Source organism: Pokkaliibacter sp. MBI-7, assembly GCF_029846635.1.
Taxonomy (GTDB): Bacteria; Pseudomonadota; Gammaproteobacteria; order Pseudomonadales; family Balneatricaceae; genus Pokkaliibacter.
Window position 1 is genome coordinate 2,453,197 of the sequence record NZ_JARVTG010000001.1, and the last position, 19,496, is coordinate 2,472,692.

General features: G+C 60.2%; 19 protein-coding genes. 6 read left to right on the forward strand and 13 right to left on the reverse strand.

The window, feature by feature from the left end:
• The first annotated feature begins 479 nt into the window (after window positions 1-479).
• A complete protein-coding gene (locus tag QCD60_RS11010; RefSeq protein ID WP_279785167.1) occupies window positions 480-1,253 on the forward strand; it encodes a methyltransferase in 774 nt (257 codons plus the stop codon).
• A 148-nt stretch (window positions 1,254-1,401) separates the two neighbouring features.
• On the opposite strand, the gene cmoB is transcribed toward QCD60_RS11010, so the two are convergent.
• The 13 genes from cmoB to QCD60_RS11075 all read right to left on the reverse strand — a co-directional run bounded on the left by cmoB (window position 1,402) and on the right by QCD60_RS11075 (window position 13,625).
• Window positions 1,402-2,442 carry a tRNA 5-methoxyuridine(34)/uridine 5-oxyacetic acid(34) synthase CmoB gene (gene cmoB / locus QCD60_RS11015; RefSeq protein ID WP_279785169.1) on the reverse strand — a complete coding sequence of 347 codons (1,041 nt, stop codon included), beginning with the start codon at window positions 2,440-2,442 and terminating at the stop codon, window positions 1,402-1,404.
• A 3-nt stretch (window positions 2,443-2,445) separates the two neighbouring features.
• The gene (cmoA, locus tag QCD60_RS11020; RefSeq protein ID WP_279785171.1) at window positions 2,446-3,168 is read right to left on the reverse strand and encodes a carboxy-S-adenosyl-L-methionine synthase CmoA; all 723 of its coding nucleotides are present in this window, start codon (window positions 3,166-3,168) and stop codon (window positions 2,446-2,448) included.
• A gap of 84 nt (window positions 3,169-3,252) precedes the next feature.
• Window positions 3,253-4,965 carry a GGDEF domain-containing response regulator gene (locus tag QCD60_RS11025; protein ID WP_279785173.1) on the reverse strand — a complete coding sequence of 571 codons (1,713 nt, stop codon included), beginning with the start codon at window positions 4,963-4,965 and terminating at the stop codon, window positions 3,253-3,255.
• Window positions 4,966-4,991: 26 nt separating this feature from the next.
• A complete protein-coding gene (locus QCD60_RS11030) occupies window positions 4,992-5,441 on the reverse strand; it encodes a response regulator (protein WP_279785175.1) in 450 nt (149 codons plus the stop codon).
• A 28-nt stretch (window positions 5,442-5,469) separates the two neighbouring features.
• Window positions 5,470-7,014, reverse strand: coding sequence for a PAS domain S-box protein (locus QCD60_RS11035; RefSeq protein ID WP_279785177.1), 1,545 nt, complete (start codon window positions 7,012-7,014; stop codon window positions 5,470-5,472).
• A gap of 221 nt (window positions 7,015-7,235) precedes the next feature.
• Window positions 7,236-7,607, reverse strand: a complete 372-nt coding sequence (locus QCD60_RS11040; RefSeq protein ID WP_279785179.1) for a MerR family transcriptional regulator — start codon at window positions 7,605-7,607, stop codon at window positions 7,236-7,238.
• A 15-nt stretch (window positions 7,608-7,622) separates the two neighbouring features.
• Window positions 7,623-8,084: a nuclear transport factor 2 family protein gene (locus tag QCD60_RS11045; RefSeq protein WP_279785182.1), complete on the reverse strand. Its 462-nt coding sequence runs from the start codon at window positions 8,082-8,084 to the stop codon at window positions 7,623-7,625.
• 10 nt (window positions 8,085-8,094) lie between these two features.
• Window positions 8,095-8,874 (reverse strand): SDR family NAD(P)-dependent oxidoreductase, encoded by a 780-nt coding sequence (locus QCD60_RS11050; RefSeq protein WP_279785184.1) that lies wholly within the window; start codon window positions 8,872-8,874, stop codon window positions 8,095-8,097.
• Complete coding sequence (locus QCD60_RS11055) at window positions 8,871-9,611, reverse strand: DUF6134 family protein (RefSeq protein WP_279785186.1); 741 nt, start codon at window positions 9,609-9,611, stop codon at window positions 8,871-8,873. The genes QCD60_RS11050 and QCD60_RS11055 overlap by 4 nt, the downstream gene beginning before the upstream one ends.
• The gene (locus QCD60_RS11060) at window positions 9,608-10,156 is read right to left on the reverse strand and encodes a DUF3833 domain-containing protein (RefSeq protein ID WP_279785188.1); all 549 of its coding nucleotides are present in this window, start codon (window positions 10,154-10,156) and stop codon (window positions 9,608-9,610) included. Before QCD60_RS11060 ends, QCD60_RS11055 begins: the two co-directional genes overlap by 4 nt.
• Before the next feature lie 36 nt (window positions 10,157-10,192).
• Window positions 10,193-11,449, reverse strand: coding sequence for a cyclopropane-fatty-acyl-phospholipid synthase (locus QCD60_RS11065; protein ID WP_279785190.1), 1,257 nt, complete (start codon window positions 11,447-11,449; stop codon window positions 10,193-10,195).
• Window positions 11,449-12,282, reverse strand: a complete 834-nt coding sequence (locus tag QCD60_RS11070; protein WP_279785192.1) for a DUF1365 domain-containing protein — start codon at window positions 12,280-12,282, stop codon at window positions 11,449-11,451. Before QCD60_RS11070 ends, QCD60_RS11065 begins: the two co-directional genes overlap by 1 nt.
• Complete coding sequence (locus tag QCD60_RS11075; RefSeq protein WP_279785194.1) at window positions 12,279-13,625, reverse strand: FAD-dependent oxidoreductase; 1,347 nt, start codon at window positions 13,623-13,625, stop codon at window positions 12,279-12,281. The genes QCD60_RS11070 and QCD60_RS11075 overlap by 4 nt, the downstream gene beginning before the upstream one ends.
• A gap of 391 nt (window positions 13,626-14,016) precedes the next feature.
• Here QCD60_RS11075 and QCD60_RS11080 point away from each other — a divergent pair, with 391 nt between their 5' ends.
• The 5 genes from QCD60_RS11080 (at window position 14,017) to QCD60_RS11100 (ending at window position 19,387) form a co-directional block, all read left to right on the forward strand.
• On the forward strand, window positions 14,017-14,649 hold the full coding sequence (locus tag QCD60_RS11080) for a sigma-70 family RNA polymerase sigma factor (RefSeq protein WP_279785196.1): 633 nt from the start codon (window positions 14,017-14,019) through the stop codon (window positions 14,647-14,649).
• On the forward strand, window positions 14,646-15,341 hold the full coding sequence (locus tag QCD60_RS11085; RefSeq protein ID WP_279785198.1) for a ChrR family anti-sigma-E factor: 696 nt from the start codon (window positions 14,646-14,648) through the stop codon (window positions 15,339-15,341). The genes QCD60_RS11080 and QCD60_RS11085 overlap by 4 nt, the downstream gene beginning before the upstream one ends.
• A gap of 393 nt (window positions 15,342-15,734) precedes the next feature.
• On the forward strand, window positions 15,735-16,694 hold the full coding sequence (locus tag QCD60_RS11090; RefSeq protein WP_279785200.1) for an extracellular solute-binding protein: 960 nt from the start codon (window positions 15,735-15,737) through the stop codon (window positions 16,692-16,694).
• Between the two features lie 3 nt (window positions 16,695-16,697).
• Window positions 16,698-18,395 (forward strand): iron ABC transporter permease, encoded by a 1,698-nt coding sequence (locus QCD60_RS11095; RefSeq protein WP_279785202.1) that lies wholly within the window; start codon window positions 16,698-16,700, stop codon window positions 18,393-18,395.
• Complete coding sequence (locus QCD60_RS11100; protein ID WP_279785204.1) at window positions 18,392-19,387, forward strand: ABC transporter ATP-binding protein; 996 nt, start codon at window positions 18,392-18,394, stop codon at window positions 19,385-19,387. Before QCD60_RS11095 ends, QCD60_RS11100 begins: the two co-directional genes overlap by 4 nt.
• Window positions 19,388-19,496: the final 109 nt, after the last annotated feature.

Genomic DNA, 19,496 nt, shown 5'->3' on the forward strand with positions numbered 1-19,496 from the left:
GTGGAAAAAATCTGTTGATAACTAAATAAAATTCAATAAAAACAGATATATATATTATTAATAACTATGTTTTATATAGGTGGGGCAGCTGAAAGTACATTGGGGATAAGGCATGCCAAACCTGGGCTGTTATACACAGGGGTCATAACAGAACGCGCTTACAGACAGTATTTATGCACATAAGTCACAGAGTTATACACTTTCGCCTCTCATGACAGCTGGCACTGTTATACACAGCAGGGCTGACCCGCCAGTGCTGAGCAGCCAAAGCATGTGATAAATAATCCACATCCGGGGCTGTGGATGACTCGCAGGCAGGTTATGCACATGGCCTGTCAGTGACAGGAAAATTTTTTGTGCGATAAAAAGGGAAAAATTGCGCAGACGGATAAAGTGCAGGGCAGAAATCCAGCGAGAACCCCACCGCCTGACAGCGGTTTGGCGTACACTCTGCAGCCGTGATATCGGGGTGGTAACAGATGCAAGACCAGAACTTTGATCAGCTCAGCCAGCAATTTCAGAAGCAGATCTACGATACGATCAAGGGCCAGATTCGTCTGGCACTGCTGCAGGAAGACTTTCAGCAGGCCGGGCCTGATCTCAGCCAGCCCGGATTAAAGGTACTGGATGCCGGCGGAGGGATTGGTCAGTTCAGTGCCACACTGGCTGCCCGTGGTCATCAGGTCACTCTGTGCGATCTGTCGGAGGAAATGCTCAAACTGGCCCGCGAGGAATTTGCCCGTACCGCTCCCGGTGCAGAGGCGCAGTTTATCCACGGCCCACTGCAGGTACTCAGTGAAGAGCATCTTGGTCAGTTTGATCTGCTGCTGTTTCACGCAGTGATGGAATGGCTGGTCGACCCGTTCGAGGCGTTACAGCGCCTGCTGCCTCTGGTCAAACCCGGTGGTTTCTTCTCGGTGATGTTCTACAACAAGCACGCACTGCGCTGGCGCTACCTGAGCAGTGCGCAGTTCGGTGAGGGCATGGGCGACACCTTCCGCCGCCGTGAAGGCTCCCTGACCCCCCTGGCCCGCTGGAACCACAGCAGGTGTATGACTGGTTACAGGCCATGGGTCTGGAAGTGCGGACGTGGACCGGCATTCGTGGCGTCTACGATCATATTCCCCGTCAGCTTCGCGCCAGGGTTACCCTTGAACAGGTACTACCTGCCGAGCAGCAGTTTGCCCGGGTGCCTCCCTACCGGGATCTGGGTCGCTATGTACACATGCTGTGCTACCGGCCACTGTGAGTAAGATCTGAACCCGGTCTGAAAGGAAGAATGTGCACAACTCGCACGCAGTCAGGTACGCAGGAGCTGTGTATATAAAAGAAGAAAGTGGAATACAGGAAGGCTGTGGGTAAGTATCGCCTTCCTGTCAGACAGCAGACTGTGGACAGTTATCAGGCTTTGCGGGCAATGATCGTGGCACGCAGCGGGCCCGGATAACCCTCAATGGTTTTGCGCTGATCCTCAGGATCGAGGAAGTCCGGCAGCGACTGGAAACTCATCCATTCCGTACTGCGCTGCTCATCCACCGTGGTAACGGAGATATCCACAGTACGCACATCACGAAAACCCAGCCGTCTTAACCACAGCTCCAGCATGGCCGTTGACGGCAGGAACCAGACGTTGCGCATCATTGCATAGCGATCTTCCGGCATCAGCACAGTACGCTCATCACCCTCCACCACCAGGGTTTCCAAAATCAGCTCGCCACCCGACACCAGCGTCTGCTGCAACTGTATCAGGTGCTCCAGCGGATCCCGGCGGTGATAGAGCACGCCCATGGAGAACACCCGGTCGAAGGCTGCCAGACTGGCCGGCATATCTTCCATACGAATGGGCAGAAAATGCACCGCTGCCTGTGGCAGGTAACGCTTGACCGCATGGAACTGGAACAGGAACAGCATCGACGGGTCGATACCGTACACCTCACTGGCTCCGGCTCCGGCCATCCGCCAGCAGTGATAGCCCGAGCCACAGCCGACATCGAGTACCCGGCAACCGCGCAGATCAACATGAGGGCTGACGCGCTGCCACTTCCAGTCGGAGCGCCACTCGGTATCGATAAAGTCGCCGAAGAACTCGAACGGCCCCTTGCGCCACGGTCGCAGCCCCCACAGCGCCTCATGCCGCTGCTGCAAGGCCGCGGCACTGAGGCCTGCGGCACTGCGCACTGTCAGAGTATCGCAGTTGAGATCGACCTCGGCATCCGCCACCTCTGGCAACTGTTGCCAGGCTGCCAGCCAGCGGGCCAGATCACCGTGGGGTTTTTCTTCAAACAGTCGGGTCAGATGAGCCGGCAGGCTGTCGGCCCAGGCCTGCAGGTTGCCCGCGCGCATCTGCTGCAACGCCGGGCCAAACCAGTCGAGATAATTCCAGCCGGGCTGCTGTGCGGTACGTTCAGGTGCGACTGACAAAGGTAAAGCGTTCGTTGTCATGCCTTATACCTTCACCGCCAGCATGGAAACGAAGTTAAAGCACTGATACCACACCAGCGCCTGACTGAAGCCCACGGCTTTCAGCCGCTGCTGGTGGGCCTCGATGCTCTCGGTGATCAGTACATTTTCCAGTGAGGTGCGCTTTTGGCTGATTTCCAGATCGGAATAGCCGTTGGCGCGTTTGAAATCATGATGCAGCACTTCCTGAATGCTCTGCTCCGGTTCATTGAAGCAGATCTTCTCCGACAGAATCAGCACACCACCAGGCTGCAGGCCGTCAAAAATCGTCTGCAACAGTGGCTGACGATCCTGCGGCGGCAGGAACTGCAAGGTGAAATTCAGCGTCACCACCGAGGCATTGTCGATAACCTGATCACGGATATCCCCCAGCACCAGTTCCACCGGCGCACTGGCAGAGTCGGCTTCGACATAGGCTCGACACTGGCTGAGCATAGCTTCGGAGTTATCGACACCGATCAGCTGGCAGTCACGCTGTTTGACGCCGTGGCGCATTGCCAGTGTAGACGCGCCCAGAGAACAGCCCAGATCGTACAGCCGGGTACCGGCACGGGCATACCGGGCAGTAATCAGTTCAATCATGGGAATGATAGTGGTGTAGCCGGGCACAGACCGGCGAATCATATCGGGGAAGACCCGGGCCACTGCGTCGTCAAAGGCAAAGCCGCTGACCTCGGGCAGGGGCGCGGCATAGATTTGATCGCGCATGGTTCAACACTGGATAGGCAGGAAAAGAGGCGGCCATTCTACTCTCCGACCGCCATCACTGCACGAATGTTGTCCAGTTACTGTCTAATTGACCGGCGCTGGCGGCGCGAAAAAACGCTGCTCGATCTCCTCGCAGGCTGCAGGCCGGGCGAGGTAATAGCCCTGAATGCGGTGAATACCCAGCCGCTGACAGAGCTGGGCGTGAGCTTCGGTTTCGGCGCCTTCGCCCACCAGATGTAACCCCAGTGCATCCACCATCAGCACCACCCCACGGATCAGCGCCAGTGCCCGGCTGTCATCGTCACTGGGAGGCATCAGACTGCGGTCAATCTTGACGATGCTGATGGGAAAACTGCGAAGGTGGGAAATGGAAGAAAAGCCGGTGCCGAAGTCATCCAGAGCGATACGGCAGCCCAGTGCATGAATAGCAGCAATGCTGGCCAGCTTCTCTTCAGCATCATCCAGCAGCGCGGTTTCGGTCAGCTCGATTTCGACCTGTGCCGGTGCCACCCCATGAAAGATCAGGCAACTGTTGAGGAACGCCGCCAGCCCCGGATCATTAAGCTGCACCGCAGAAATATTGATGGCCATACTCAGCGCCTTGCCACTGCGCCGATGCCAGATCGCCAGCTGGCCGATGGCCTGCTCGATGACCCAGCGGCCAATACCATGAATCAGTGCCGACTCCTCCGCCACCGGGATAAACTCTGCCGGACTGCACAACCGCCCGTCCAGAGACCAGCGAATCAGCGCCTCGAACCCCACCAGAGAACGCTGGCCGGACTCGAATACGGGCTGATAATGCATCAGCAGCTCATTGCGGCTGATGGCCTCACGCAGCCGTACTTCCAGCTGATAACGGCGGGAAAACTGGGTCTGCATTTCCTGATGGAAGAAGCAGAACTGATTGCGCCCCTGCCGCTTGGCCCGGTACAGGGCAATGTCAGCATGCTTGAACAGCTCCTCGACACTGTTGCCATTGTCCGGGTGGATGGCGATGCCGATACTGGCGCCGGTATTGATAAAGGCGCCATCGATTTCGTAAGGCTTCTCCAGTACCCGCAACAGCCGCTGCGCCACCCGGCTGGCATCCTGCGGATTGTCGATATAACCCAGGGTAATGGCGAACTCATCCCCGCCCAGACGGGCAAACATCTCATTACCGCGCAGACAGCCGCGCATGCGGTTGGCTACCTTGCGCAGCAGCTGATCACCCACCGCATGGCCATGGTGGTCATTGACGTATTTGAAGTGGTCAAGATCAATCAGGATCAGTGCCAGCTTACCCATACTGCGCTTGCGGCCGGTGACCGCGAACTTCAGTGACTCATCGAACAGATAACGGTTGGCAAGGCCGGTCAGGCTGTCGGACTCGGCCAGCTGCTTGACCCGCTGATAGCTCTTCACCAGCTCCTGCTCAAGGGCAAAACGAGTCTGCGCCTGCAGGATGGCACGGTGCAGTCTGGGTGCGCTGATTTCCGATTTGGGCAGAAAATCCTGCGCCCCGGCACGCAGGCAGTCGAGGGCCAGCTGCTCCTCTTCCGATACGCTCATCATAACGATGGCGGTGCTGTGATCACGCTTGCCATTGCGCAGTTCCATCAGCATTTCGATGCCATCCCGTTGCGGCATCGAGTAGTCCAGCAGCATTACGTCAAAGCGCGACTGGCTGAAGCAGTTCAGGCCTTCATCCACCGTGGCTGCCTCGACAATCCGGCAGGAGGAATCATCCGCCCATAAGGTGCGTTTCAGATGCTCCCGGTCAATGCTGTCATCATCCACTATCAGCACATGCATAAAGGCTCCCTGGTGCACAGCACCCTTTAACGCGGTGTCCGGATCATCGGCAACTCAGCAATCTGCCAGTAGCCATCCAGAAGTTTGATTACATCGCGAAATCCGTTGGCCGCCTCGTCCTTGACGAAATAACCGGCGATATGGCGGCGGTAGCTGGCAGCAATATCCTGTTCGGCGGTGGAGGTGGTCAGGACGAACACCACAGCGCTGCCCAGCTCCGGGTCCTGCCGGATCCGCTGCAGGAACTCCAGTCCGTTCATCCGTGGCATCTGCAGATCCAGCAGGATAATGAAGGGTGACGGCACCAGCCCGCGCTGCAACAGCTCCAGTGCCTCCTGCCCGTCACAGGCACGCAGGATGGGATTGGCAATACGTTCTTTCTCGAAGTTGCGCTGGATGCTCATGGCATCAATATCGTCATCCTCCACCAGCAACAGGGTGACCACACTGGTACCGCGGTTCTGCACCTCCTGCATCAGCCTTTCCTCCTTCCCGTGTGTCTGCTCAGGGTTGTTGTCCATCGCCACCGGCAGACAACCCGGGACGCGGCCACTGCACCACCATGGTGGTGCCACGGCGACCATCGGAACCGATGTGCAGGCGGCCATGGTGGTGTTCGACAATTTTCTTCACCAGCGCCAGCCCCATGCCACTGCCTTCCACCCGGTCCCGCGGCTGCAGGGTCTGGAACATCGCCAGCGCCTTATGATGCAGCTCCGGCGGAATGCCCGGGCCGTCGTCTTCAACTTCCAGCTGATAGTATTCATCACTGATTACACAGCGCACCCGAATACTGCCGTGGCCCTGATCATGATGCTTGATCGCATTGCTGATCAGATTGTTCAGTACCGTCTCGAACGGCACCCGTGGCAGCTGCAGGTGAACCACATCACCGACGCAGCTGAAGCCCTCCGGTGCACCAAGCAGGGCAAAAATTTCCGCAGTCAGGTGGGCCAGCTCGATATGTTCCACCTCGTACTCGCGGCGCCCGGCGCGGGAGTAAGCCAGCAGATCGTCGAGCAGACGCATCAGTCGGTTGGCACGCTGCTTGAGCAGTGCCAGATGATCCTGCGAGCTGCGCGGCAACAGCTCGGCGCAGTCTTCCTCGATCCAGCCGACGATCTTCTGAATGGCATTGAGCGGTGACTTGAGATCATGGGAGGCGACGTAGGCAAAGCGGTCCAGCTCCTCGTTGATGCGGGTCAGATCGTCAATCTGCCGCGCCAGTATCCGCTCGGTCTGCAGGCGTTGGCGTATATCGATGATGGTCGCAATGACGCTGGTGACGGTGCCGTTGGCATCCAGCAGCGGTGCCAGTGCGACTTCCACATCAATCAGGCTGCCATCACGATGACGGCCTTTCAGATCGCGCCCGGCGCCCATCGCCCGCGGGGTCGGATGCTGCATGTAGTGATCGCGCAGACTGACATGATGCTGATGCAAGGGCCCCGGCAGCAGACATTCCACCGCCTGCCCGCGCAGCTCCTCCGGCAGATAGCCGAACAGGCGCGCCGCCTGAGCATTGACCATATCGATCAGCCCGGCCGCATTCACCGTGATCATGGCGTTCGGCGAATGTTCGATGATGTTGGCCAGATTGCGCTCGGCGGCCTGCAGCGCCTGCTGTTCCTGCTGCAGATTCTGCACCTGCAGAGCCAGCTGCCGCTCCGAGGCCAGCCGCTGGCGAATATCAATGATGGTGGCGATGACGCCGACGGTTTCGCCGTTATCGTCATGCAGCGGTGCCAGCGCCACCTCCACATCGATCAGGCTGCCACTGTTGTGGCGCCCCTGCAGATCACGCCCGGCGCCCATCGCCCGCGGCGTGGCATGGGCCACATAACGATCACGCAGACTGACGTGATGTTCAGCCAGCGATACCGGCAGCAGACACTCCACCGGTCGCCCCAGCAGCTCTTCCCGGCGGTAGCCGAACAGCTCACAGGCCTGAATATTGACTACATTGATGCGCCCGGCGCGGTCTACGGTGACGATGGCGTTGGGCGAGTGCTCAATGATCTTCGCGACGTGATTTTCTGCCCAGCTCATCCCTATTCCTCTCGCCATCCAGCATCAAATGCCCTGTGCGACTGAATGGACACTAACGATCTGCTGACAGTTTCTATGCACAATTGACTAAATTATGGACAGCTTTCCAATTTACGCTAACCACAGCGGGCTAGAGCGGCCGGGATAATGAGCCCTGTTCACGCACTTACCACACGGAACCCTGTTTGCTCCCTGTTCGCGGGCCTGCACGTGAACAAATCTCACTTCCGCCGCGCCAGAGCGGGCGCGCTGAGCTGCTGGTAATAGCGGATTTTTTCCTCCAGCCTGAGCAGATGTTGCTGTTCCTGGGCAATACGTGCAGCCACCGCCTCCGCGTGTTGCTCCAGCAGTGCCTGACGTTCTGCCAGTGTGCTGTCACCTTCGGCTCGCAGCTGGGCGTAATGGCAGATCTGCTGCAGCGGCATGCCGGTCTGCTTCAGGCGGCTGATAAACCCCAGCCAGTCCCGGTCACGCTCAGTAAACTGGCGATGACCACTGCTGTTGCGACGTACCTGCAGCAGGCCGATCTTCTCGTAGTAACGCAGGGTGTGGGCAGACACGCCGCACTGTTCGGCAAAGGTCTGGATATTCATCTGCTGTCCTTGGCGCTATTCATCTGCCTTGTAAGAGGGGTGAGGAACGGCTGTCAGCCTCGCCACCAGCGTACGGTTGAGCCAGCCCAGCAACGGCAGTCGGCTGTAGAAATGAGTACCGGCATCCCAGTGATCAAGATGACGCAGGACGCGGCCCTGCTCATCGAAATGCAGCTCGCTGACGCCCGGAAAGCACCAGTCGCCGAGCCCTTTCACCACGCCACTGAAGTCCCAGCGCACAAAGCACAGGGAGCCGCTCCAGGCACAGTGCTGGATGACAAACCGCGGCTCGCTGACGTGCTCGATAAAGTGCTGCAGGACCGCCCTGACAGCGCTGCGACCCTGGACGTGATTGAACGGGTCGCAAAACTCCACCTGCTCAGTCAGGCAGGCGTCCAGTCCGTCCAGCCCGTGCTGCAGATGGGTGAAAATATGCAGATAACGCTGTAGCCCATCCGCTAGCAGCTGTGCGTGCACGGCGCTATCCCTACCGGTCATAACCAGTCGCTCGTGCCATCAGATAACGGTAAAGGCGTGCAGGTAGTAACCGCAGCAGGCCCATGATCAGCGCAAAACGACGCGGGAAGCGAATTTCCGCCCGGTGGCTTTGCAGCCCGGCAATGATCGCTGCCACCGCCTGTTCAGGCTCCAGCAAAAACGGCATAGGGAACGGATTGCGATCGGTCAGCGGCGTGCGGACAAAACCCGGATTGATGACCTGCAGCTTGATATTGGTGCGATAGAGATCGATGGCCAGTGCCTCCAGCAGGTTATTGAGCGCCGCCTTGCTGGCACCGTAGCCTGCCGCTGATGGCAGACCACGATAACCGGCGAGCGATGCCACCACGGCAATATGCCCGGTATTGTGCTGGATATATCGCGGCAGAACAGCCTCCAGACAATGGCAGGTGCCCATGACATTCAGTTCCAGCAGCTGCCGCACCTCATCGCTTTTGAAGTGCGTCGCCGGGGTGGGGTGATGGCTGCCGGCATTGAATATCACCAGTTGTGGCAGGCCCTGTTCGGCCTCGATGCGCACCAGCGTCTGTGCCACTGCGCTGCTGTCGGTGATATCCAGTGGATAGGCCACGACCTTGCCGGACCACAACCGGCTGCGTCTGGCCAGCGCCTGCAGCGCCTCCTCATTGCGTGCACTGGCACAGACGGTCACTCCCTGCTGTGCCAGTGCTTCGGCCAGCGCCAGACCTATCCCCTGACTGGCGCCGGTGAGCCAGACGCAGCGCCACGGTAATGCCGGCCTGCTCATCCCGACCCCGCCTGCTGATACGAGTCCGGCAAACCGCATTGCTGACAGACCAGCTCAATGGGCGTACCGTCTTTGCCCCTGAAGCGCAGACGCAGCCAGCGACCAGCGGCGTCATACCAGACATCGGTATCGTGCAGCTCCCCCTGATAACGATAGTGGCGGGCCGCAATCTGCCGCCCCTGTGCGGTAATCATCTCTTCACCCAGTGCCACGATGTGGAAAGAATTCACCTTACCGGTGAGCGTATTGAGTACCTGAGACTGCTGCAGCACTGCCGCGTTGTAGTGCTGGGTCGTCAGTACCGGCAGCGGAACGGTGACATTGCCCTGACTGCTGCTGCCTACCAGCTGTTTACCCTGCCGCTGCAGCGACAGACTGAAAGGTTTGCCATCGTCATTGATCTCCACCTGCAACTGACTCAGCACCTCACCGTTGTGCGACGGCTGCCAGACTTCTTCGGCCTGATACTGATAACGGTAATCCCACAGCAGCACTCTGACCTCAATAGCCAGACGGGCTTCGACCCGATAGCCACCCGCGGGCTCATCGACAAAGCGGGTGGTATAGCTGCCAATCGCCTTGCCTTTGCGCATCACGATAAAGTGCAGGGGCTGATCACCGTAGAATCGCTGCCAGTCAGGCTGACTGAGTGCTGAGGTGCTCTGCACGGTGCCGGCACCGCAAGACGGCGCGGCCACCAGCAGCAGCGCCGTCAGCAGCAGGGCTACGCCGTTCACGGTAATGGTTCCTGCGGCGGCTGCTTGCTGAAGAACAGCGTCACTTCGCCCAGATCAAAGCCCCATTTCGATACCCGGGCCTTGTTGATCAGCACGCCGCCCGGCTGCAGCCACATCCAGTCGTTGAAGCGGACCTGCCACACCTTGTCGTCCACCGGCAGGTTCATCTGGTACTGCCAGTTGAGGGCATTGCCGGCAATGTGGCCGCGGGCCTCACCGATCACATCAGCCGCGGTGCCCGTGTAGGTATCATCCTGCGGGCGCCTGATCGACCACACCCGCTGCTCGCGGTGCCCGTCGTTATAGACAAAGCGTTCATCCAGTGTCAGCACTTCGCCGTCCCAGTGGCCGTCCATGGTCACCTGAAACTGCTTACGCACCCTGCCAAAGCGATCCTGAAACAGCCCCCAGGCATAGGTGCGACCGGCAAAATACTGCTCCAGCCGCAGCTTCGGTGTCTGGCCGATAAAATCTTCGATCTTCATGGTGTTACATCCACTCAGCAGCAGGCATAAAACAACCCCCAGCAGTCGTCGAAGGCACATCACGCATTTCCTCCCCGCTCGTCATGACTGCCGCGCTCAGGGATTACGCAGCAGATAGAAGCGCACGTCGATCGACCCCGCGCGGAAGCCACTTTCGCAGTAGGCCAGGTAGTAGTTCCACATGCGCCGGAAGCGCTCATCGAACCCTTGCTGCTGCAATGCCGGCCACTGGCTGTTGAAGGCCTGATGCCAGTAACGCAGGGTGCGGGCGTAGTCATCACCAAAGCCGTCTTCCAGCACCAGATGCAGCCCCGCCGCAGCGATCTGCTCAGACATGGCCGTCGGGCTGGGTAGCATGCCGCCGGGGAAGATATAGCGCTGGATAAAGTCGGCACGCTGGCGATAGGCCGCAAAGCGCTCATCGGCAATGGTGATCACCTGAATCACAGCATAACCACCGGGCTTCAGGCAGCGTCGCAGGGTGGCGAAGTACTGTGGCCAGTGTTCTTCACCGACGGCCTCGAGCATTTCGATGGAGACGATGGCGTCGTATTGCTGCTCCGCCAGATCGCGATAGTCAGTCAGGCTGGCCTCAGCGCGCCCGGCAAACCCTGCCAGCCGCTGCTGACACCACAGCAGCTGTTGCTGTGACAGGGTAATGCCGTGCCAGCTGACGTCATGCTGTTGCAGCAGGTGTTCAGCCATACCGCCCCAGCCACAGCCGATCTCCAGCACCCGGTCACCGGGGCTGACGCCCAGCATATTGGCGATGGTCTGATACTTGTTGCGCTGCGCCTGCTCCAGACTCTGTCCGGGGCTGGCGAACAGGGCTGATGAGTAGGTCATGGTAGGGTCCAGCCACAGCCGGTAAAAGTCGTTGCCCAGATCGTAATGGAAGGCAATGTTGCGCCGGCTGCCGCGTTTACTGTTGGCATTCAGCCGGTGCAGCAGCCGGTGCAGCCAGGCACTCAGCGGGCTGCCGGTAAAAGCCTGTTCCAGCCGTTGTTCATTGGCCATGGCCCAGTCGGTCAGCGCATGCAGATCATCGCAGTCCCAGTCGCCCGCCATGTAGCCTTCTGCCCAGCCCAGCAGGCCACCACGGATACCACGCCGTATCGCCCGACGCTGGTTGATAGCGACCCGTGGCTGCGCTACGCCGGGCAGACTGACGCCCAGGCTGAACTCCGCACCGTCCACCCAGCGCAGGTGAATACGGCTGATGCCGGCCCGTTGCAGGCGCTGCAGCAAACGTCGCAGCCACCATGACGGGCGCGCCTGCTGAGGCGCCGCAGTAACCGGCCCGGCGCTGGACTTCCACTGTGGCAGCCTGGTTGATTTGACGACATCGGACATCAGCGCAGCTCCTTCTTCAAGCCAAGATTCATCGCGGTTGTAGGGGTCAGGGGAGGTGAATCAATCATGCGGCCAAGGGTAATGCGCTCAGCCTTCTGGTCAGGCCGCGGCACCAGCCGGATGCCTTTCAGCCACAGGCGCAGCGCCTCCCAGTGGATGGCTGCCATCACCTTGACGGTCATCAGCGGCATGGCCATGAACTGCCGCCACAGGCTCCGCTGGCTGAGGGGCTGACGCTCACCACTGAACACCGCATGCAGCAGCACACCCTGGGGGTCAGTCTGGCGGATAGCCACAGAGACCCGCTCGCCGGGGGGCAGAATGCGAAAACGATAGCGACAGTCCATATCGATAAAGGGCGAGACGTAGAACACCTTGTCGGCCTGCTGATAACGCACCCCCTGCTGGCGGCTGGGCTCGGCCGGAATCACATACAGATGGCGCTGGCCAAAGGTGTTACTGACCTGATGCAGGGTGGCCTGCAGCTGGCCGGCCGCGTCGTAGCAGAAATAGATCGCCAGCGGATTAAAGGCATAACCGAGGATCCGCGGGTAGCACAGCAGCTCCACCCGCGCCGGCCGCGGCAGGCCATGCCGCGCATTGATCTCATCAGCAAAGTCACGCAGGCTCTGACCCGGCTCCAGGCCGTGATCAGCATCGCAGAGGCTGAACAGATTCGGTGCGTTATAGGAGAACCCGGTCAGCTGCCGATCCAGCTCAGGCAGCTCGTCGAGATCAAACAGCCAGGCGGTGACGTGATAAACAAAACGATGCACCCTGGGTTTGAAACGGTGATGCATCACCGTGCCGGGATAAAGACAGGATTTCATCATGCCGCCCTCTGCCAGTGGCGCTGCAGCCAGTCTTCGGGCAGGGCAATGCGGTTATCCTCGGCGCGGGTCAGCCAGGGGCGGCGCACACCGGTCAGCGCTTCGGCCACGGCCAGCCCCGACTGCAGACCATCCTCATGGAAGCCGTAGCCACACCAGGCACCGCAGAACCAGGTATTACGCTGGCCCTGAATCGCCCACAGCTGCGGCTGATGCGCAATGGCACGCACATCAAACACCGGGTGATCATAAAGGAAACTGGCGTGCACCTTGTCCACTGCCGGCTGCTGTGGCGGATTGAGGGTGACGATCAGCGGCTCGGGCGTCTCCAGCTGCTGCAGCCGGTTCATCCAGTAACTGACCGCCACCTGCTGCTCACCCTGCTCGTCCCGCTGGCCAAGATAATTCCAGCTGGCCCAGGCGCGACGGCGCTTCGGCATCAGGCTAAGGTCGCTGTGCAGAATGGCGCGGTTACGCTGGTAAGGGAACGCCGACAGCACATCCTTTTCATCGGAACCGGGATCGGCCAGCAGCTGCAGGGCCTGATCGGCATGGCAGGCCAGCACCACCTGGTCGAAGTACCACTGGTCGCCCTGCCAGTCCTGAATCAGCACCTTGCCCGGCAGCCGGCGGATACTGCGCACGCCACGGTTGCAGTGAGCATGGGGGCCGATGGCATCGAGAATCTTCTGCACATACACCCGGCTGCCGCCACGCACGCTGTACCACTGCGGCCGTTCCTTCAGTTGCAGCAGGCCGTGGTTGTCGCAGAAGCGCAGGAAACTCAGCGCCGGGTAATCGAGCATCTGCGCCATCGGCGTAGACCAGATGGCCGCGCCCATCGGCAGCAAATGCTGATCACGGAAGGCATCACCATAACCGCCCTGCTGCAGCAGCTGGCCCAGCGTGGTGTGCGGACCGATTTCGTTGCGCCAGTCATCGGCGTCACGGTAGAAATCGAGGATATCTTTCAGCATGCCCCAGAATGACGGGCGCAGCAGGTTGCGACGCTGGGCAAACAACCCGCTCAGCGAGGTGCCGGAATATTCCAGCTGCCCCTGCTCAAGGGACACCGCAAAGGACATGTCGGTGGCGTGGGTGGGCACACCCAGCTGCTCGAACAGCGCCACCAGATTGGGGTAACAGCGTTCGTTGTAGACGATGAAGCCGGTGTCCACTGCCGTGGTGACACCCTGCTGTGTCACCTGCACGGTATTGGAGTGGCCGCCGAAGCGGTCATCCTTCTCGAACAGGGTGACCTTGTGGCGCCTGGCCAGATGCCAGGCACAGCTCAGGCCGCTGATGCCTGAACCTATAACGGCGATACTGAGTTGCTTGTCGATCATGGCCGCGTCTCCTTTTGCCGCTCTTACGCACCCCCTGTGCAAATGGATCAACCCGCCTGCCGATCTGTCTGCGATGGCCTCATCCGGCAGGGCTGCCGTTCCCTTTTCACAGCGTGAGGTTCATGCTGATCCATTCTGGCGCCTTCTGCGTAAAGCTCTACACTGAGGGACAGCACGGCTGCAACCACACCGGTTCGGCCATGAGTCCCGCCAACGTTTCCCGGCCAGATGCAATTATCTGCCGACCTGTGACAGGGCTCAGATCATGTGGCTTCTATCGCCTCGCACTCAGCACGCTACAGCCGCCCCCGCGGAACGGGCTGCTCCGCGCCGCCGTGGCGCGACCTTGCAACTGTGTGACGATCACCGCCGGGATACAGGACAGCACACCATGAACTCAGCCGCACCGGATGAATCAGGCCCCGACAGTGTCAACCTGCAACAGCACTGGCTGAACTGCATGGCGGCGGTGGCCGAACAGCGTGACAAAACCAGCTTTATGCAGATCTACGACTACTTTGCCCCCCGCCTCAACAGCTACCTGCATGGCCTCGGCGCCCCGCAGGCACTGGCGGAGGAGCTGGTGCAGGAAAGCCTGCTCAACCTCTGGCGCAAAGCCCATCAGTTCAACCCCGACAAGGCCGCGCTCAGTACCTGGCTGTTTCGTATTGCCCGGAACCTGTTTATTGATGCCATGCGCCGTCAGCCCAGCTGGCTGCTGGCCGAGCAGGACATGGAGGAGGAAATTGACCCGCACAGCCCCAGTGGCGACAGCCATGCCGACGGCATCAAGGTGCAGCAGGCGATTCAGCAGCTGCCGATGATGCAGGCTCAGGTGGTATACAAATCCTACTTCGAAGCCAAAAGCCACAGCGAAATCGCCGAGGAACTGGAGATTCCACTGGGCAGCGTCAAGTCCAGTCTGCGTCTGGCCTTCCAGAAGCTCCGTGTATTTCTCGGTCAGGCAGACAGCACACATCCGAACGGCTATCCGGACACCAGCAGTAAGGGAGAGCCATCATGAAGACTCCGCTCCGGCGCCAGACCCCGCTGGCGTTGCAACCCAATCATCATCCCGACGATGCCACCCTGGTCAGTTACGCCGCCGGCGGGCTGGCAACCGCACTGTCGGTTACCGTGGCCTGCCACCTGGCTGTCTGCCCGCGCTGTCGTCAGCGGGTCAGCGAGGCCGACATACTGGGCGGTCACCTGCTTACGCACCTGCCTCAGCAGTCACTGTCGGCCTCCCGCCGACAGGCGATGCTGGAGGCGCTGGATCAGCCGTCTAAGGATACCGAGCCCAGCCAGCCGCCTGCTCCGGCCCCGGCTGACGCCGACGACCTGTTACCTGCGCCACTGCGGCCATGGCTTGGTGAGCGTTTTAGTGATCTGAAATGGAGCACCCTCGGCCCCGGCATGAAACAGGTCAAAATCCATGTCGGCAACAGCAATCTGCGCCTGTTCAAGATTGCTCCGGGCACCTGTATGCCGCTGCACAGCCACGGCGGCAGCGAGCTGACGCTGGTACTGCGCGGCTCCTACTCCGATGAAATCGGCCGCTTCTGCCCCGGTGACGTGGCCGATCTCGACCCCGAGGTGGAACATCAGCCCATCGCCGACCGCGATCAGGATTGCATCTGTCTGATCGCCACCGATGCGCCCCTGCGCTTCCGCGGTATTGTGCCGCGTCTGTTGCAGCCGTTCTTTGGTCTGTAAGAACGGCACCGCTTTCCCTTCTGTCCGGCACTGATAAGTGCCGGGCTTTGACGCAACGTCCGCCTCGGCGGACGTTTTTTTCTATACAGATCAAACGATTAGCGAAATAAACCAGCCATCCAAACGAGCCATGCTCATTTTTTGTACGTCTTCCGCACTGCCTGGAAATGGCAAATTCACGCGCTGAATTTGCGCCGTTCCTACGTCTTTGGCAGTGAACACGCAAAATTATCATCAAACTGTCATGCCTTGTTCACAGTCATTTCCGACTATCGCCGCTTTCGTACGAGCGTGACACCACGCCCGTGCTGCTCTGCGCCGTTCCGTTCGATCCAACTTTTATCCGCCAGCGCCGTGGTTATCCGCCGCGCTGGTCTGCAACTGGGGGTTCCAATGAAAAAGCTGTTCGCTGCCCTGACGGTGGGCATGGTACTGGCCACTCCGGCTTTCGCGACTGATCATCTGGTGGTCTACAGCGCCGGTCCCAAGCCGCTGTCGTCGGGTCTGGCCAAAGCGTTTGAGGCCAAAACCGGCATCAAGGTAGATATGTTTGAAGCCACCGCGGGCAAGATCATGGCCCGTTATGAAGCGGAAAAAGCCAATCCGCAGGTGGATGTGATCATCTCTGCCGCCTGGGCCGATGCCATTTCCCTGGATCAGGCCGGTGAGCTGTTGCCCTACCACTCCGCCAACGCCGCTAGCGTGCCTGCCGCACTGCAGACTCCCAACTACGTAGCTCAGGGCGCTGCTGCACTGGCCATCGCCTACAACCCCCAATCCGGCCTGCCGGCACCGACCCGCTGGAGCGATCTGACCCAGCCCACCTACAAGGATCAGGTCACTATGCCTGACCCGGCCAAATCAGGTTCTTCACTGACTCTGGTGCAGGGTCTGGTTGCCAAGGATGAAACCGCAGCGTGGAAGCTGTTTGAAGGTCTGGCCGCCAACCAGACGCTGGTTCCCGGCCCCAACAACGCCGCCATGAACCCGGTCCTGCAGGGCGCCAAAGGCGTGGTGTTCGGTGCGGTGGACTATCTGGTGATCGGCGCCAAGGCCAAAGGTGAGAGCATCGAAGTGGTGTATCCCAAAGACGGCACCGTACTGGCACCCCGGCCAATGATGATCATCAAGACCTCGCAGCATCAGGATGCGGCCAAACAGTTCATCGATTTCGCTCTGTCCGAAGAGGGTCAGAAACTGGTGGCCGATGAGTTCATCCTGCCTGCGCGTACCGATATTCAGGCCAAACGTCCGGGCTGGAACGATCTCAGCATCATCGACTTCAATGAAGCCGCCGCCGCGGCCAGCGCAGCCGCCACCAAGGCCAAATTCGCTGCAATCATGATGAAGTAAGACATGTTTGAGCTGGTCTTATCGCAATGGCAGACACAGCGCAGCCGGTGGTTGGCACCGGCGCTGCTGTGGCTGGCTATTGCCCTGCTGGTGGTCATTGTCGGTTTACCGGTACTGGCCATCCTGCTCTATGCGCTGTTTCCCCATATCAACGAGTGGTCACTGGCCGAGCCGTTCAGCGCCCTGCTGCCGACCCTGGCCGACAAGCAGCTGCTCAGCGCCACCGTCAACTCACTGCGGCTGTCGGCGGCGATCACCCTGCTGTCCTGCCTGCTGGCTCTGCCGCTGGCCTGTCAGCGTAATCGCATGAGTGACCGCAGCGGCCGGTGGTGGGATGCGCTGCTGATGGTGCCTTTCCTGATCCCGCCCTATATCGGCTCCATGGCATGGATGCAGCTGCTGCAGGTGAAAGGTTTCAGCGAACAGCTGCTGGGCTTCAATCTGGCACCTTATCTGTATTCCTTTCCCGGCATTGTCAGTGTGATGGCGCTGCATCTGTTCCCGATGATCTACTTTGCCGCCAGCAACGCCCTGCGGGTGGTCGGTCATCGCTATGGCGACGTGGCCCGGGTGTTCGGTGCCCGGCCCTGGCAGATCTTCAGCCGCATCTATCTGCCGCTGGTGCTGCCCAGTCTGGTGTCGAGCTGCCTGATTGTGTTCATTCTCAGTATCGAGGAATTCGGCACGCCGGAAATTCTCGGCAACCGCTTTGGTTTCCATGTCATCGTCACCGCCATTCATGACAAGTTCTCTGACTGGCCCATCGATCTGCCCGGCGCCTCGGTGCTGTCGCTGATCCTGATCGTCATCGCGCTGGCGGCCTACCTGCTGCAGCGCTATATCAGCGAACGCTTCAGCGCCAATCTCGACCAGCAGGTGATCAACCCGCCGCCGCTGCGCCGTTCCCTGCTGGCCAGAACCCTGACGCAGCTGCTGTTTATTGTGGTGGCCGTGCTGGCGGTGGTGCTGCCACTGCTCAGTATCAGCCTCAGCGCCCTGATGAATACCCTGTCCGGCGGGCTGCACTGGAACAATCTCAGCCTGCAGCCGCTGCTGCGTCTGTTTGACGGCGACGGTGATGCCTGGGCAGCGATATCCACCAGCCTCAGTCTGGCCCTGATGGCCGCCTGCTGTACGGTACTGATCGCCCTGCTGGTGGCCTTTGCCGTAGTGCGTCTGCGTGCCCGCGCCACCGTATTGCTGGATTTTCTGTCGATTCTGCCCAACGCCATACCCGGCATGGCCATTGCGGTCGGCCTGATCCTGACCTGGAATCAGCGCTTCTGGCCGCTGACCCCATACAACACCTCACTGATCCTGCTGCTGGCCTATGTCTGCCTGATGCTGCCCTATCCCATCCGCATGCTCAGCGCTGCCCTGCGTCAGTTGCCACGTTCGCTGGATGACGCCGCCTATATCTCCGGTGCCAGCGAGCTGACCGTGATCTTCCGTATTCTGGCGCCACTGCTGGCGCCCGTGGCACTGGCCGCGGGCTTTATCGTCTTCGCCATTTCCACCCGCGAGCTGGTCAGCTCCATCATGCTGGCGCCGCCGGGGGTGGAAACCGTCGCCACCTATGTCTTCCACCAGTTCGATCAGGGCTCCATCAATGCCGGCATGGCCATGAGTCTGGTCACCATTCTGGTGTCCGGCAGCATCATAGTCTGCGGTCAGCGCCTGCAGGGGAGAGTACGTCCATGAGCCAGCTGAGCATCCAGCATCTGTCCAAGGCCTTTGGCCACACCGCGATCCTGCGCGATATCAATCTGGAGGTGGAACAGGGCAGCTTTCTTACCCTGCTCGGCCCGTCCGGCTGCGGCAAGACCACTCTGCTGCGTATCATCGCCGGGCTGGAGCAGGCTGATCAGGGCCGTATTCAGGCCGGACAGCGGACCTTTGTCGACTGTGCCGCGGGCGTGGAGCTGTCGCCGCAGCAACGGCGTCTGGGCTTTGTCTTTCAGGATTACGGTCTGTGGCCGCACATGAGCGTGGCCGACAATGTTGCCTTCCCGCTGCAGATGGCCAGAGTCAGCCGTCACGATATTGCCGCGCGGGTCAGGGAAGTACTGACCGCGGTGCGGCTGCAGCAGCACGCTGACAAGCTGCCGGAAAAACTCTCTGGCGGGCAGAAACAGCGGGTCTCCATCGCCCGGGCACTGGCCGCCAAACCGGGGCTGATTCTGTTTGACGAGCCGCTGTCGAATCTGGATGCCAACCTGCGCGAAGAACTCGGGCAGGAAATCCGTCTGCTGTCGAAACAGCTGGGGCTGACCTGTATTAACGTCACCCATGACCGCCGTGAAGCACAGATCCTGTCGGATCAGATTGCCCTGATGAAGGATGGCCTGTGCCACCAGCTCGGTGCGCCGGAGCAACTGTTCCGTGCTCCGGTTGATCTGTGGGCAGCGCGTTTTCTCGATGCCGGCAATATCCTGCCCGCCGCCACAGTCATGGGCGAACCACGGGGTACGGAGCAGCAGGTACTGGTGCCGCGCGGCGCTTTCCGGCTGGCCGAAGATGCCCCGCTGCAGGCCGCAGTGATCAGCAGCCTGTACATTGATGACCGCTATGAAGTGACCGCCAGCCTCGATGGCCATCTGGTCAAGGTGTTCACCCATCAGCACCTGCAGCAGGGTCAGCCGGTCCGGCTGGCCGTCGATCATCAGCAGGTACTCAGTTACACCGCTGACTGACGCGGCTGCCGGGCTGCGGAAAACGTGGTCGCGGCAGAGCATCTTCAGTCTCTGCCGCTGCGCCTGACGTGCGGTTCGGCCATGCAGACTGCAGTCCAGCAGCCTGCGC